A 14,304-nucleotide genomic window follows, 5' to 3' on the forward strand; every position below is an offset into this window, starting at 1 on the left:
TATTTTTGCTTGATTGTCGCCGGAGCTTCCAGCAAAAAGCCTGGAAACCCAGGGGAAAGCACATGGCAAACGCAAAGAGCGCATTTGGTGTCTGGAAGACGTCCGCGACCCGGCATTCGTGGATTGAGGATGTTCAGGGTATCGTCGCCGGCAGCCTGATTTCGTCGCTGGGGCTGTTCTGCCTTTCGAGCGCCGGCCTTTTGACCGGCAGTACTGCCGGCATCGCTTTCCTGCTGCATTACGCAATCGGCGTGAATTTCGGCCTGGCTTTCTTTGTGGTCAATCTGCCGTTCTTCTATCTATCGCTGAAACAGCTCGGCGCGGCCTTCACCATCAAGACCTTCATCGCCATCGCGCTGACCTCACTGCTGACCAACCTGCAGCCGATGCTGTTCAATGTCGCACATATCAATGCACTTTGGTCGGCGCTCCTCGGCGGCATTCTGCTCGGCTTCGGGCTGCTCGCACTCTATCGCCATCGGGCAAGCCTCGGCGGCGTCGGCATTCTGGGGATTTATCTGCAGGAGCGTTTCGGCATCAGGGCAGGGCTGGTGCAGCTTGCAATCGACCTATGCGTGCTCGCGGTCGCTTTTGCCGTGACCACGCCGCCAGTGGTCATCTGCTCCGTCATCGGCGCAATTGTCCTCAACCTTTTCGTTGCGATCAATCATCGCTCAGACCGCTATATAGCGCTGTAAAGCTTGTATCTATTGCTTGCGCGTCTCGTCGGATTCGACGATCGCGGCTTCGTGATACCAGCTGTCGAATGCGGCCGTCGCAATAGACGGGCCGATATCCGGGGTGAGGTTCACCTTCGGACGCTGGCTGAGCGCCGTGGGGCGGGCCGTGACGGGAAACTGATAGATCTTTGCGGTTTCGCACCGAGTACCGATTGCCATTCGCTGTCTCTCCCTTTTTGGTGTTCAAGCGGGCGCGCTTCAAGAGACAACTCATATATAGCAAAGCCCAAGGCAAATATCACCATTCCGCTTAAAAAAAATGCTAAATGATGAAATTATAGGCAATTCGATGATAGTGCAGCGGATGCCGCTTCTTTGATCTGCCGATTTTCCAATCCATTTTAGGGCCGGTGGAGCCTGCGACACTTTGGCAGCTCGATTGGGACCATGGCGGCGATTTGAAAAGAATCTGATGCTTGGCACCGGGAAATCTTGCCCGGACGCGGCTGAATCATAAAAATCTCGCCTGACGCGTCAGATGTCGATGCGATCTGGCACGGCACATGCATCTCTCTTGCCAGCCGATCGTAGAGAGGATTTCCCGGCGGGCGCGCCGGCCAAATTTTCCTACTTCGCCTGATTAACTGTTATGAGGTGCGTAATGACGAAATATAAGCTCGAGTACATCTGGCTCGACGGGTACACCCCGGTACCGAACCTGCGCGGTAAAACGCAGATCAAGGAATTCGACGCATTTCCGACGCTTGAGCAGCTTCCGCTTTGGGGCTTCGACGGTTCGTCAACGATGCAGGCCGAAGGCCGCAGCTCCGATTGCGTGCTGAAGCCCGTCGCCATCTATCCGGACCCGGCCCGTACCAACGGCGCTCTCGTCATGTGCGAAGTCATGATGCCCGACGGCGTCACCCCGCACGAATCCAACAGCCGCGCGACCATCCTTGACGATGAAGACGCATGGTTCGGCTTCGAGCAGGAATACTTCTTCTACAAGGACGGCCGTCCGCTCGGCTTCCCGGAAGCGGGCTATCCGGCTCCGCAGGGTCCGTACTACACCGGCGTCGGCTACAAGAATGTCGGCGATGTCGCTCGCGAAATCGTTGAAGAGCACCTCGACCTTTGCCTCGAAGCCGGCATCAACCACGAAGGCATCAACGCCGAAGTGGCCAAGGGCCAGTGGGAATTCCAGATTTTCGGCAAGGGCTCCAAGAAGGCCGCCGACCAGATCTGGATGGCTCGCTACCTGCTGCTGCGTCTTTGCGAAAAGTATGGAATCGACATCGAGTTCCACTGCAAGCCGCTCGGCGATACCGACTGGAACGGCTCGGGCATGCACTGCAACTTCTCGACCAAGTTCATGCGCGAAGTTGGCGGAAAGGCCTATTTCGAAGCGCTCATGGCTCAATTCGACAAGAACCTCGAAGCCCATATCGCTGTCTACGGCCCGGACAACCACATGCGCCTGACCGGCAAGCATGAAACGGCTCCGTGGAACAAGTTCAGCTACGGCGTTGCCGACCGCGGCGCTTCGATCCGCGTTCCGCACTCGTTCATCAAGAACGACTACAAGGGCTACCTCGAAGATCGTCGTCCGAACTCGCAAGGCGACCCCTACCAGATCGCTTCCCAGGTTCTGAAGACCATCTCGGAAGTTCCGACGGCTGGTTTCGGCTCGGTTGCTGCCTGATAGCTTTCACGCTTGCTTGCCAAGCACGAGAGAGCCAATAAATAACGCGGGGCTTTGGTCCCGCGTTTTTCGTTTTGGAATTTTATCAGGCCGCGGCTGTCGCTCAGACCCTATTGGGCCTCGCTGCTAACTCCACGGTCCGTCATCCTCGGGCTTGACCCGAGGATGACGGCGTTCAAGGGAGAGCTCCGGCCATAACACGCTCAGAGAAAGCAGGCTCAAGCAGCCTTGCTTGCCGCATCCACCGGGTGCTGCGAGCGGAAACCGACGGCAAGGCGGTTCCAGATGTTGATCGTGCCGATCGCGACCGTGATCTTCACAATCTCTTCTTCGCTGAAATGCTGCTTCAACGGCTCGAAATCGGCATCCGGAATACCGGTCTGGGCGATCTTGGTGACGGAATCGACCCAGCGGAGCAAAGCACGCTCGCGGTCGTCATAAACAGGCGATTCCCACCAGACGCACATCAGGTTGATCCACTGTTCGCTGAGGCCATCATGGCGGGCTTCCTTCACATGCATGTCGACGCAATAGGCGCAGCCATTGATCTGCGAGGCGCGGAGCTTGATCAGGTGGATGAAGCGCCGTTCGAGGCCGCTGCTCTGGACGAAGTTTTCCAGCGCGACGACGGCCTTGTAGGAGTCCGGGGAGGCTTTAGCGAAGTTGAAACGCGGATGCATGGGTCTTCTCCTTGGGTTTAAATTGAGGTTCAGTTTCTGGTCTTGCGTTCATGCAGCTCGAGAAAGGCGCAGCCTCTCGCGGCTATGCCACCGTCCGTGTCCGTCTGCCTGAGGTCGGTCAGCACGTCGGCGATCGTTGTCTTTGCTAGTTCAGCCCGATAGACGCGCTCGGCCGCCAGCATGGCGGCATTGATGCCGCAGGGCTTGGCGAAGTAGCGCCCTTCTAGCGGGTTCGGACCGCGCTGGCGGATTTCAGCGCAGCGAAACGCGGGGGCGGGGCCCTCGGCGGCCAGCACGATATCGAGCAGGGTGATCTCCTCCGGCTTGCGCGCCAGCCGGTATCCGCCTTTCGGTCCCGGCACGGTATCGAGGATGCCGGCACCCGAAAGCGCCTGAAGATGCTTCAGAAGATAGCTGACAGAGACACCGTGAAATTCGGCAAGCGCTGCTGCTGACAGCACGCCGCCATCGGAAAGGCCAGCCAGCATGCCGACGCAATGAATGGATTGTTCGACGCCGTCTCCGAGCTTCATTTTCGTGCCTTTCTAATCGTAGATATTTTTTATCTATGATTATGGTGGGAGTCAAGCGAGGAATGCGAGAGAATTGTTGTTGGGCGAATGAGCGAGAAATGCCCGGTTATAGCTGCTACTAGAAGAAGGGTTCGTCATCCTCGGACTTGACTCGAGGATGACGGTGCGTGTGGAAGCCAATGCGCCTAAGCGGCCTTGGTGAAAGAACGCGCGGCCCATCTTGCTCTTCTCCGGCCATCCCGCTTCCTATCCTCCACATTTCAACTACATTCAGCCCGTGGACCAGATCGACGCCGACCGCCTCCTTACCTTGCCCGCCCCCTTCACCCGCTGGTTTGCGGAAAAGGGCTGGCAGCCGCGCGCCCATCAGCTGGAACTGCTGGCCCGCGCTGAGGCCGGCGAAAGCACGCTGCTGATTGCTCCCACAGGCGCCGGCAAGACGCTCGCCGGCTTCCTGCCGTCGCTGACGGACCTCACCCGGCGCGGCAAGATTCCGCCCGGCTCGGCCTTCACCGGCATCCACACGCTCTACATCTCGCCGCTGAAAGCGCTCGCAGTCGATATCGAGCGCAACCTGATGAAGCCCGTTTCGGAAATGGGCCTGCCTGTCACGGTCGAGAACCGCACGGGGGATACACCTGCTGGCAAGCGCCAGCGGCAAAAGCTCAACCCGCCCGATATTCTGCTGACGACGCCCGAGCAGGTGGCGCTGTTGCTCGCCAATCGCGAGGCCGAACGCTTCTTCAAGGATCTGAAATATATCGTCTTTGACGAACTGCATTCGCTCGTCACCTCCAAGCGCGGCCATATGCTGTCGCTCGGCCTTGCGCGCATCCGAAAGTTGGCGCCGCGCGTGCAGACCATCGGCCTTTCGGCGACGGTCGCTGACCCCATGGACCTGCAGAAATGGCTGGTGGCGCAGCAGTCGGGGGAAGAGCGCCATGCGGGCCTCGTCATCGTCGAGGGTGGCGCCAAGCCCGATATCTCGATCCTTGCGACGGAAGAGCGCATCCCCTGGTCCGGCCACTCCGCCAAATATGCCATCCCCGATATCTATCGTGAGCTGAAGGCGCATCGTACGACGCTGCTCTTCGTCAACACGCGCTCTCAGGCCGAAATGCTGTTTCAAGAGCTGTGGTCCGCCAATGACGACAATCTGCCGATCGCCCTGCATCACGGCTCGCTCGATGTCGGCCAGCGCCGCAAGGTGGAGGCGGCCATGGCGGAAAACCGGCTGCGCGCTGTCGTCGCCACCTCCACACTCGATCTCGGCATAGACTGGGGCGACGTCGATCTCGTTATCCATGTCGGTGCGCCGAAAGGCGCAAGCCGCCTTGCCCAGCGCATCGGCCGCGCCAACCACCGCATGGACGAGCCGTCGAAGGCGATCCTGGTGCCGGCCAACCGCTTCGAGGTCATGGAATGCCAGGGAGCACTTGATGCGAACTACATGGGCGCCCAAGACACGCCGCCCATCGGCGCAGGAGCGCTCGACGTTCTCGCCCAGCATGTGCTCGGCATGGCCTGCGCCGAACCCTTCGACATGCTGGAGCTTTACGACGAGGTGCAGAGCGCCGCACCTTATGCTGAGCTTTCCTGGGAGACCTTCGAGCGCATCGTCGATTTCGTCGCCACTGGCGGCTATGCGCTCAGAACCTATGAGCGCTATGCCCGCATCCGCAAGATGGCGGATGGCCGCTGGCGTGTCTCCAATCCGCAGGTCGCGCAGCAGTATCGCTTGAATCTCGGCACGATCGTCGAAGAGGCGATGCTCAATATCCGGCTGGTGAAGCGCAATGCGCTGGGCTCGCTTGGAAGAGGCGGCGCGCCGCTGGGCAAGGTCGAGGAATATTTCGTCGAGCAGCTCTCGCCCGGCGATACCTTCCTCTTTTCCGGTAAGGTGCTGCGCTTCGAGGGCATCCGCGAAAGCGAATGCCTGGCCTCGCAGGCTTTCTCGCTGGACCCAAAAATCCCTTCTTATGCCGGCGGCAAGTTTCCGCTCTCGACCTATCTCGCCGATCAGGTGCGGGCGATGATTGCCGATCCTGACCGGCGGCACCGCCTGCCGGATCAGGTGCGCGACTGGCTGGAAATTCAAAACGAGAAGTCGTTGCTACCGAAGCGCGATGAGTTTCTGATCGAGACCTTTCCACGCGGCAGCCGCGCCTATCTGGTCGCCTATCCTTTCGAGGGAAGGCTGGCGCACCAGACGCTCGGCATGTTGCTCACCCGAAGGCTGGAGCGCGCCGGCGCCAAGCCTATGGGCTTCGTCGCGACCGATTATTCCCTCGGCATCTGGGGGCTGGAGGATATGGGGCTTATGATCGCTAACGGGCGTCTCAGCCTCTCCGACCTCTTCGACGAGGATATGCTCGGCGACGATCTCGAGGCCTGGCTCGACGAATCCTTTCTTTTAAAGCGCACCTTCCGCAATTGTGCCGTGATTGCCGGCTTGATCGAGCGCCGACATCCGGGCAAGGAAAAGACCGGCCGGCAGGTAACGGTTTCCGCGGATCTGATCTATGATGTGCTTCGCAGCCATGAGCCCGATCATATCCTGCTGCAGGCCACAAGGCAGGACGCCGCGACCGGACTTTTGGATATTGGCCGACTTGCGGATATGCTGAAGCGAATCAAGGGCCATATAACCCATCGCGCGCTGGACCATATTTCGCCGCTCGCCGTGCCGGTGATGCTGGAAATCGGCAAGGTGCCGGTGCCGGGCGAGGCGCACGATTCCCTGCTCGCGGAAGCGGCCGATGACCTGATCCGCGAGGCAATGGAATAGGGATGCTGCAAAGCAGACGACGAAGGTAGATTGTTAAAGTGATGAATCGCCTGGCGCTAGCGCGAGATATGAATGCTCAAGGCAACGGCACAGCCAACGGGCTGGGTGTGGAGGCCGTCATTCATGGTGTCGCCGCCGTCTGTGATCCGCTCGGCGCGCTCTATCTGCCGGATGCCGGCATTCTCGTCGTCTCCGACCTGCATTTGGAAAAGGGCGCGGCCTTCGCCCGCCGCGGCATGATGCTGCCGCCATACGATACGCTGGCGACGCTGACCGTTCTTTCCGCCGTCATCTCGCGCTACGATCCGAAACTCGTCGTTTCACTGGGCGACAATTTTCATGATCGCATCGGTTCGCAGCACTTGCCGGACGAGTTTCGCAGCCTGATCGTCAACATGGCCCGCGGTCGCGAATGGATCTGGATCAATGGCAATCATGATCCGGACGGCACGGTCGACCTGCCGGGGCACTCGGTCGACGAGATGCATTGTGGTGGTTTGACCTTCCGTCATGAGCCAAAGGCCGGATTGCAGGCCGGCGAGATCGCTGGCCACCTGCATCCCTCTGCCACCGTTCGGCGTCGGGAGAAATCAGTGCGCCGCCCGTGCTTTGCAACGGATGGCGGCCGCCTGCTGATGCCGGCCTTCGGCGTGATGACCGGCGGTCTCGACCTGCGCCACAAGGCCATGGCTGGCCTCTTCGCGCGGGAAAGCCTGATTGCGCACCTGCTCGGCCGCGACCGCATCTATTCCGTGCGGTTCGGCAATCTCTCGGCCTAGGCCGCGTTCGCCGGCTCATAGCGCAGGATCACCGCGCCGGTCTTCAACGGGCGTGAATCGATGAGCTTCATCGGCCGTTGTTCGGCCGCCGGTTTGAAGTGCGGATTGCCGCTGCCAAGCACGACGGGAACGAGGCAGATCCTGAGCTCATCCACTAGCCCCGCCTTGAGCAATACATCGGCCACTTCAGCACTGCCGAAGACGAACATGGTCTTGCCTGGTTCTTCCTTCAGCTTCTTCACTTCAGCGACAATGTCGCCGACGACGCGGGTATTATTCCAGTCCGCTTTGTCGAGCGTCCGCGAGGCGGCGATCTTGGCGATGCCGTTCATATAGGCGGTGATGTCAGACGTTTCCGTCGCGGTCGGCCAATAGGCGGCCATGCCTTCATAGGTCTTGCGGCCAAAGACCAGCAGATCGCCTTCCTTGCCGAGCTCGGTCGCATAGTGCTCCAGCTCATCGCCCCAGGCGAGCATGTGAAAATCGAGGTCCCAGGGCTTGGTTCCCTCGAAATAGCCGTCGAGCGTCATAAGATTCCAGATAACGAGCTTTCTCATCACTTCCTCCGTTGTGATAACTGCCTCATAATCAAAACTGGTTGTTAAAAGCAAGTAGTTGAAAGCTAGCTAGACTGATGGCAAAATGCAAGTAGTTTTTGGAGATCATTATGGACGCGCTGCATCGTTCTGGCTGCCCGATCAATCTGACGCTGGAAATTCTCGGCGACCGCTGGAGCCTGATCGTCATCCGCGACATCATGTTCGGCAATCGCCGGCATTTTCGTGAACTGCTGCAGAAGTCGCAGGAGGGGATTGCTTCCAACATCCTTGCGGACCGGCTGAAGCGGCTGGTGGAGCGCGGCTTGTTGACCCGCGAAGATGATCCGACGCATAAGCAGAAGGCTATCTACAGCCTGACGGAAATGGCGATAGACCTCGTGCCGCTCTTTGCCCATATGGGTGCCTGGGGCCGCAAGCATCTTCCGGTGTCCGAAGAGCTGTCGATCCGGGCGGAGCTCCTGGAGGATGGTGGCCAGAAGCTCTGGGATGATTTCATGGACGAGCTGCGTGCCAAGCATCTCGGCAAGGTGCTGCCTCCGGGCACGCCCTCGGTGCTCGGCCGGTTGACCGAAGCCTATCTCGAAGTCGCCAATCGCCGGAAAACCGGCTGATCAGTTCTTCCGGAAGATGAAACTTGCGCTCCAGCCGGTGACGAGGGCCAGCAGCACGGAAAGAATGCCATAGGTGATCGGCCGCTGATGCGCCGCATCCGTGATCGTTTGCTCTATTCCCGTCTTGATGACGCGCAACGGCAGCGATTTCTCGCTCAGGAACTTGCCACTCTTGAAGAGATAGGCGCGCACCATGTGCACACCGTTCGGCACGTCGGCGGGAACCCTGAGCGTTGCCTTGAAGAGCGAGGAGCTGACGAAGCGCACGCCGGCGGGATCGCTTTCATAGAGCCCACCTGTCTTTTGCAGGCGCCGGAAGGCATTACGAAATTCCGGAACATCGCCGACATTGCCGACGAAGCCGACCGGCGTCAGCGGAATATGATCGACGCCAATACCGCGGTCGCTGAGTTCGAGCGGTGTGGTGATGTTGTCGACCGCGCGCGTGCTGGAGAGCGAATAGGCTTCCGGCACATGCTCGAACGTCATCGAGCGGGTATTGACCCATATGCCGAAGACGCGCTCTTTCCGGCGTACCGTAGCATTCTCGCGTGGGCCCTCCAGCACGACGACGATATCGTATTGGCCGATCGCCAGCAGCAGTTGGTCGGTATTGGAGAGCGCGCCGAAAATCGTCAGATCGGCGCCGGTGAAGTCCGAGGTAATGGCAATCTCGCTCGTCGACGTGCCGATCTCCATCGTCTCGCGCGCCGTGGTCGAGGTCGTCGGCTGATCGAGCAGCACCTGCGCCTGCGTGGTGAACGGAGCGAGCAGCAATGCGGTAGCAAGAAGCAGTCCGAATCCCCTCATCGGCTCACTCCTTCCATGACGACGGAGTAAACGTCCGCCGGCGTCACCAGGAGAGTAACGACGAGGCGAAGGCCGACGGCCAGGACGAGCAGGCCAAGGAGCGCGCGCAGTTGCTCGCCGCGCAGTTTCTGGCCGACGCGAACGCCGTATTGCGCGCCGATGACGCCCGCCACCATCAAGAGGAAGGCCAGAATGATATCGACGGAATAGTTCGTCGCGGCCTGGACGATTGTCGTGAAGGCCGTCACGAAAATGACCTGGAACAGCGAGGTGCCGACGACGACGTTTGTGGGCACGCGCAGCAGATAGATCATGGCGGGCACGAGGATGAAGCCGCCGCCGATACCCATCGGCGTCAGCATACCGACGAAGAAGCCGAGGCCGATGACCGGAATGGCGCTGAGATAGAGCTTGGATTTCTTGAATCGCAGTTTCAACGGCAGCCGCTGCACCCAGTTGTGATGGCGCGGCTTGCCGGTTGTTGGCGGCAGCTTGCCGGCGGCGCGACGCATGGCCCGCACGCTTTCCCACAGCATCAGCGAGCCCACCGTGCCGAGGAGGATCACGTAGATTAGCGAGATGATCAGGTCGATCTGGCCGAGCCTACGCAACAGCACGAATAGCCAGAGACCGAAGGTCGCCCCCGCCAGACCGCCGGCAAGCAGGATCGAGCCAAGTTTCAGGTCGAGCGAGCCGCGGCGAAAATGGCTGAGTGCGCCCGAGACAGAGGAGGCAACGACCTGATTGGAACCGGTGGCGACGGCAACAACAGGCGGGATATTGTAGAAAATCAGAAGAGGCGTGATGAGAAAACCACCGCCGACACCGAACATGCCGGAAAGAAACCCTACGGCTGCTCCCATGCCGAGAATAATGAAAATATTCACCGACAATTCTGCGATCGGCAGATAGATCGTCACGCCTTGTTCCCATTTGCAGGCTTTTCGGCGCGGTGACCGAAGCCTATTTCCCCTTAAACGGCGGATTCTAATCTGAAATCATTGCCAGAGCCTTAGGAAAGGCCGGGCTGCCACAGTTTTCGAATGGCCGGATTTCACCCTAACTCGGTTTTTTCCACTTTTCTGTGACGCTGTATAGCGGAATAGCCAGCCTCTGCAGAGGATGCGGCGGCGTTTAGCGCCTAAACAAAATGCCGGCGCGCTGGCGCCGGCATGTCGGTAGATCGCTTTCGCACGAAATCCCGGAGCTACTTGTTGCGGGCGAGCAGTTCCTTGACCACTTGATCGGTGACCCGTCCATCCGCCGGCAGGCCGACGGATTTCTGGAAGCTCTTCAGGGCGGCTACCGTCTTGTCACCCATGGCGCCGTCGGGCGAACCGGCATCGAAGCCATTCTTGTTGAGAATGGCCTGAATGTTGCGGATTGCCTTTTTCATGTCGATGGAGGCCGTGTTCACACCCTTGCCGGTAGTCCATTCGTCAGGAATATTTGTGCCATTGGCCTTCGGATCGGCCGGCTGCACTTTCCAGAGGTCGACCTTGGCGCGGGCGCTTTCCAGATCGGCAGGCTTCATGGCGTTGGCGACTTCATCGCGCTTCTGGGCGGCGTCCTTGTCGCCGCTCTTTGCGGCGATAGCAAACCACTTGTAGGATTCCTGCAGGTCCTGTTTCACGCCGTTGCCGCGTGCATAGAGGATCGCAAGGTTGAACTGGCTGTCGGAGACGCCGAGATCGGCGGCGCGGATAAACCAGTTCGCCGCGCTGTTATAATCCTGCGGGCCGGCAGTACCGGAAGCATAGAGAACCGCGAGATTGTGCATGGCGCTGGCGTTGCCCTGATTGGCGGCCTGCTCATAATATTGCTTGGCCTTGACGAGATCTCGATCGACGCCATTGCCCTTCTCATACATGCTGGCGAGGCGGTACTGTGCCGGGGCATAACCTTTGTCGGCCGAAAGCTGATACCAGCTCGCAGCCTGCTTCATATCGGCAGCAACGCCGCGGCCATCCGTGTAGCGCGCGCCGATTTCGAAGAGCGCGACCGGATCGGCCGATTTTGCGGCAGCGACGAGCGATGGCGGCTGGATGCCGTCGGGCACAGCGATATCAGGCGCTGCCGGCGTGGCGGCGGGAGTTGCGGCCGCCGTATTCTCGGTCTGAACGAAGGCAGCGGCCTGCTGTGCAGGTGCGCTGGCGGCAGGTGCCAACTCTTCGCTTGCTGTCTGGTTGCCGTCGAGCGGGGTCGCTGCCGTCAGGTGATCATTTGCTGGCGCAGCGACGGGATCGCTGGCCGTGGGTGCGGGCTGGACTTCCGCCGTCTGCGTCGTGGATACCGAGGATGCGGCAGCCTGATTTGCGGCAGGCTGCTGATTGTTGGCGACCGGGTTCGTATTGGCAGCGACGGTATTGGTCGCGGCGCTATCGGCAGGCGCGACCATCGTCGATACTTGGGCTGGTGTCGGCGCCTTCTGGCCGCGGGTCAGCGTGTTCGCCAGCGGATAGGCCATGATGGCAAGCATGACGGCGCCCAATGCAAGCAGGATCGGCCGGCGGAAGCGCGAGAACGCGCCGCCCTTCTTGGCGTCTTTCCTGGAAGCAGGGGCAGAGCGTTGCGTCTGGTCGACTTCCATGGCAGCGGCCTGCGCGGCGCGGCGGGCGGCTGCGATATAGTCGGCCCGTTCGTTTTCGGTCGGCTGACGCGCGTTTCCGCTGCGCGATGTGTTCTGGCTGGCGCGCACGCGCTCTAGGATCTTCTTGATATCGGGTGCGCCGGAACCCGGCTCCAGCAGTTCGTTGGCCTCTTCGCCGGGCATCACGTCGGCGGGATCAATCGATGGCGCCTGTTCGATGACCGGACGGTCCGGCGGAAAGATCGGCTCGGCCTTTTCCGGTGTAAAGAAACGCTTGCCGAGGCTCGCGAATAGGCTGGACTTGCCGCTCTTCTTCACGGCTGCCTTGATTTCGGCCTTCGTATTGGCGTCGATCGCCTGTGCGACGGCGACTTCGCCGGAGACTAAGGATTCTGCTGGCGCAACCGTGCGGATGATCGGACCTGCCTTCTGCTGCGCCGCCATGGGCGGCTTCAGGCCTGGAGCATCCTCTTCGGCGAAAACGTCGCTTTCGAACGTTGCGGCCGGCATGGCGGGCGCAGGCTTGCGCTGCTCCATATGATCGAGACGGTCGGCGATCTGCAGCAGCGTGTCATGCAGGGCCTCAAAGGTGCGATGCGTCCGCTCGTCGGTGGCGCGGCTGAGGTCCTCGAGATGACGAAGATCGTCCGCAAGAGCCGCCAAAGCCGACATGTCGGCTGCTTGCGACCCGTTCACCATTCCGCCTTCGCGGGAATAGGCCTCGACGACGGTTTCCGCCGCATGGCGGGCCGCTTCGATGATATATTCGTCATTCGTCGCCATATAGTCTTCGAGCGCGCTCATGCGGCGATCGAAATCCGGGGGCAGATGATCCGCAACGGCCCGTGGTTCGGCAGTCAGCAATGTCGAGAGATGGGCGATCTGCTCTTCGAGACTGCGCAGTGCCTGCATATCCGTCGGCGGTGCTGCGGTGCTTGCTTCCAGCCGGGCTGCAATATCGGCGAGGCGGCCCTCAAGCCGGCGCGCCATGCTGTCGTCGAGGCTTGCTGCCGGAGCGGGCGGATGGAAATCGATCTCGTCGATGCGGCGGGCGAGATAATCCAGCCGGTCGGCCAATACGTTGCCGACGGACCCATGTTCCAGCGCATCAATCTTGTGGGAGATGTCGGCGAGATAGGTGACGAGTTCAGGCTGCGGCGCGGCCTTCTGCGCACGTTCCATTAAGTGCGAAAGCTGGTCCAGCCGCTCCTCAAGGCGGGCGACGGCCTTGGCGCTGCCGAGCTCGTCGATGCGCATGGCGAGCGCTTCGAGGCGGCCGGAAAGATCGTCGGCAGGCTGACGCCGGCCGGCAGCATCGCGGCTCATCAGGTCGATCTGGTCGGCAAGACCGCTGAGGCGGCCTTCCAGCCGTTGCATGGCCTGGTCCTGCGGCTGCATCATGGAGCCGAGGCTCTCCATCGCGGTTGCGATCGTCAGCAGCTTGTTTTCCAGCGCATGCACGGCCGGGCTGTCGTTCATGCCGCCGAGATGCTGTTTGATGTCATCGAGGCGGTAGGCAAGGGAGACGAGCTCGTCCTGCAGGCCGGATGTGTCGATCGCCTTCACCTGGCGCTCGACGTGATGCAGGGATTCCTCGCGGGCAAGGCCGTCCATTAGCGAACGCAGCTCGTCGAATTCGGCTTTCAGCCCGGCTGTTTCCGGTTGACCGGCGAGCTGGTTGATGCTGTCGGCAAGCCTGGCCATGTCCTGGCGGACATCGGCGACAAAATGCTTGTCCTCGGCGTTTTCGCGGATATCGCGGATTTCGGCGCGCAGAGCGGTGACTTCGCGGCTCACGCTGTCGGCGATGTCGCGCTTCAGATCCTGGCGGAGGTTGACGAGCGCCTGGGCGATATCGACCGGTGCGTCGGCGGCGGCTGCCCGTATCGGCTGGCGCTGCGCATGGCTGTCGATCGGCCGCCGGGCCGGCTGCGGTTCTGCGTGCGAGATTTCCTCGCGCCGTGGCTGCAGACGTTCGCGGTTTGCCTCCAGCGTGCGCTGGCGTTGACGGATCTCGGCAAGCGGATCGGATCGGAGATCGCTCTCATGGCGTTCGTTGCGCAACGGGCGCTCGTAAGCGCGGCTGGCATATTGCTCGCGTTCGGGGCGGGGCGGTATCCGCTCCGAGGCGGCTCGTTCGGGGGCCGGCGCATAGCCCGCGGCGACGCGCTGGCGCGTATCGCGCGCGGCGGCGGTTCCCATCAGCCCTTCGATGCGTGCTTCCAGCCCCTCGATCGTGCGGCTCAAAGCATCCAGCGACGTCCAGTCGCCCGTACCGGTAGGATTTGATCGCGATCCGCTCATATCTTTGCTCGCCTTGAACTATGGACCACCCCGGGCCGTCATGCTGATGGAAGAAGACGTTGCTATATCGCCGCGCTGTCTGCATCCGTCGTTCGGAAAGGGATAAATGTATTGGCTTTCCTCAAACAGAGCGGCAAAGACAGCGCGATTTCCAAGCATAAGTTGAAGAAACCCGAAGCACTGCTGCTCAACTCGTACAATTTACGAAACGTGGTAAACAACTCGTTAAGTTTGTCTGATGTCTTAACCTTTTATTTCGGTTCTGCT

The 14,304-nt window shown here is 60.6% G+C and carries 12 protein-coding genes; 5 read left to right on the plus strand and 7 right to left on the minus strand.

The genetic code is table 11. From position 1 onward, the window contains the following. The first annotated feature begins 62 nt into the window (after nucleotides 1-62). Nucleotides 63-698 (plus strand): YitT family protein, encoded by a 636-nt coding sequence (locus FHX05_RS10040; RefSeq protein WP_183871448.1) that lies wholly within the window; start codon nucleotides 63-65, stop codon nucleotides 696-698. A 9-nt stretch (nucleotides 699-707) separates the two neighbouring features. On the opposite strand, the gene FHX05_RS10045 is transcribed toward FHX05_RS10040, so the two are convergent. After that, nucleotides 708-899 carry a DUF2735 domain-containing protein gene (locus tag FHX05_RS10045; RefSeq protein ID WP_183871449.1) on the minus strand — a complete coding sequence of 64 codons (192 nt, stop codon included), beginning with the start codon at nucleotides 897-899 and terminating at the stop codon, nucleotides 708-710. A gap of 442 nt (nucleotides 900-1,341) precedes the next feature. On the opposite strand from FHX05_RS10045, the gene FHX05_RS10050 reads away from it, so the two are divergent. Beyond that, on the plus strand, nucleotides 1,342-2,382 hold the full coding sequence (locus FHX05_RS10050) for a glutamine synthetase beta-grasp domain-containing protein (RefSeq protein ID WP_183871450.1): 1,041 nt from the start codon (nucleotides 1,342-1,344) through the stop codon (nucleotides 2,380-2,382). A 218-nt stretch (nucleotides 2,383-2,600) separates the two neighbouring features. On the opposite strand, the gene FHX05_RS10055 is transcribed toward FHX05_RS10050, so the two are convergent. Together FHX05_RS10055 and FHX05_RS10060 are read right to left on the minus strand one after the other, a co-directional pair. After that, nucleotides 2,601-3,062 (minus strand): carboxymuconolactone decarboxylase family protein, encoded by a 462-nt coding sequence (locus tag FHX05_RS10055; protein ID WP_015338745.1) that lies wholly within the window; start codon nucleotides 3,060-3,062, stop codon nucleotides 2,601-2,603. A gap of 29 nt (nucleotides 3,063-3,091) precedes the next feature. Beyond that, nucleotides 3,092-3,595 (minus strand): Rrf2 family transcriptional regulator, encoded by a 504-nt coding sequence (locus FHX05_RS10060; RefSeq protein WP_183871451.1) that lies wholly within the window; start codon nucleotides 3,593-3,595, stop codon nucleotides 3,092-3,094. A 277-nt stretch (nucleotides 3,596-3,872) separates the two neighbouring features. Between FHX05_RS10060 and FHX05_RS10065 the strand changes: the two genes are divergently transcribed. Continuing rightward, nucleotides 3,873-6,383 carry a ligase-associated DNA damage response DEXH box helicase gene (locus tag FHX05_RS10065; RefSeq protein ID WP_183871452.1) on the plus strand — a complete coding sequence of 837 codons (2,511 nt, stop codon included), beginning with the start codon at nucleotides 3,873-3,875 and terminating at the stop codon, nucleotides 6,381-6,383. A gap of 41 nt (nucleotides 6,384-6,424) precedes the next feature. Beyond that, nucleotides 6,425-7,162 (plus strand): ligase-associated DNA damage response endonuclease PdeM, encoded by a 738-nt coding sequence (gene pdeM / locus FHX05_RS10070; protein WP_183713638.1) that lies wholly within the window; start codon nucleotides 6,425-6,427, stop codon nucleotides 7,160-7,162. Here the strand turns inward: pdeM and FHX05_RS10075 are convergent. Continuing rightward, nucleotides 7,159-7,719, minus strand: coding sequence for a dihydrofolate reductase family protein (locus FHX05_RS10075; RefSeq protein ID WP_183871453.1), 561 nt, complete (start codon nucleotides 7,717-7,719; stop codon nucleotides 7,159-7,161). The genes pdeM and FHX05_RS10075 overlap by 4 nt on opposite strands. A gap of 110 nt (nucleotides 7,720-7,829) precedes the next feature. On the opposite strand from FHX05_RS10075, the gene FHX05_RS10080 reads away from it, so the two are divergent. Beyond that, complete coding sequence (locus FHX05_RS10080; RefSeq protein WP_112608047.1) at nucleotides 7,830-8,333, plus strand: helix-turn-helix domain-containing protein; 504 nt, start codon at nucleotides 7,830-7,832, stop codon at nucleotides 8,331-8,333. Here the strand turns inward: FHX05_RS10080 and FHX05_RS10085 are convergent, their stop codons facing one another. From FHX05_RS10085 to FHX05_RS10095, 3 genes are all read right to left on the minus strand, one after another. Next, nucleotides 8,334-9,143, minus strand: a complete 810-nt coding sequence (locus FHX05_RS10085) for a TIGR02186 family protein (RefSeq protein WP_112336573.1) — start codon at nucleotides 9,141-9,143, stop codon at nucleotides 8,334-8,336. After that, nucleotides 9,140-10,063 carry a sulfite exporter TauE/SafE family protein gene (locus tag FHX05_RS10090; protein ID WP_112336572.1) on the minus strand — a complete coding sequence of 308 codons (924 nt, stop codon included), beginning with the start codon at nucleotides 10,061-10,063 and terminating at the stop codon, nucleotides 9,140-9,142. The genes FHX05_RS10085 and FHX05_RS10090 overlap by 4 nt, the downstream gene beginning before the upstream one ends. Before the next feature lie 287 nt (nucleotides 10,064-10,350). Next, nucleotides 10,351-14,037 carry a peptidoglycan-binding protein gene (locus FHX05_RS10095; RefSeq protein ID WP_183871454.1) on the minus strand — a complete coding sequence of 1,229 codons (3,687 nt, stop codon included), beginning with the start codon at nucleotides 14,035-14,037 and terminating at the stop codon, nucleotides 10,351-10,353. Nucleotides 14,038-14,304: the final 267 nt, after the last annotated feature.

It is taken from the genome of Rhizobium sp. BK491 (assembly GCF_014194925.1).
Lineage (GTDB): Bacteria > Pseudomonadota > Alphaproteobacteria > Rhizobiales > Rhizobiaceae > Rhizobium.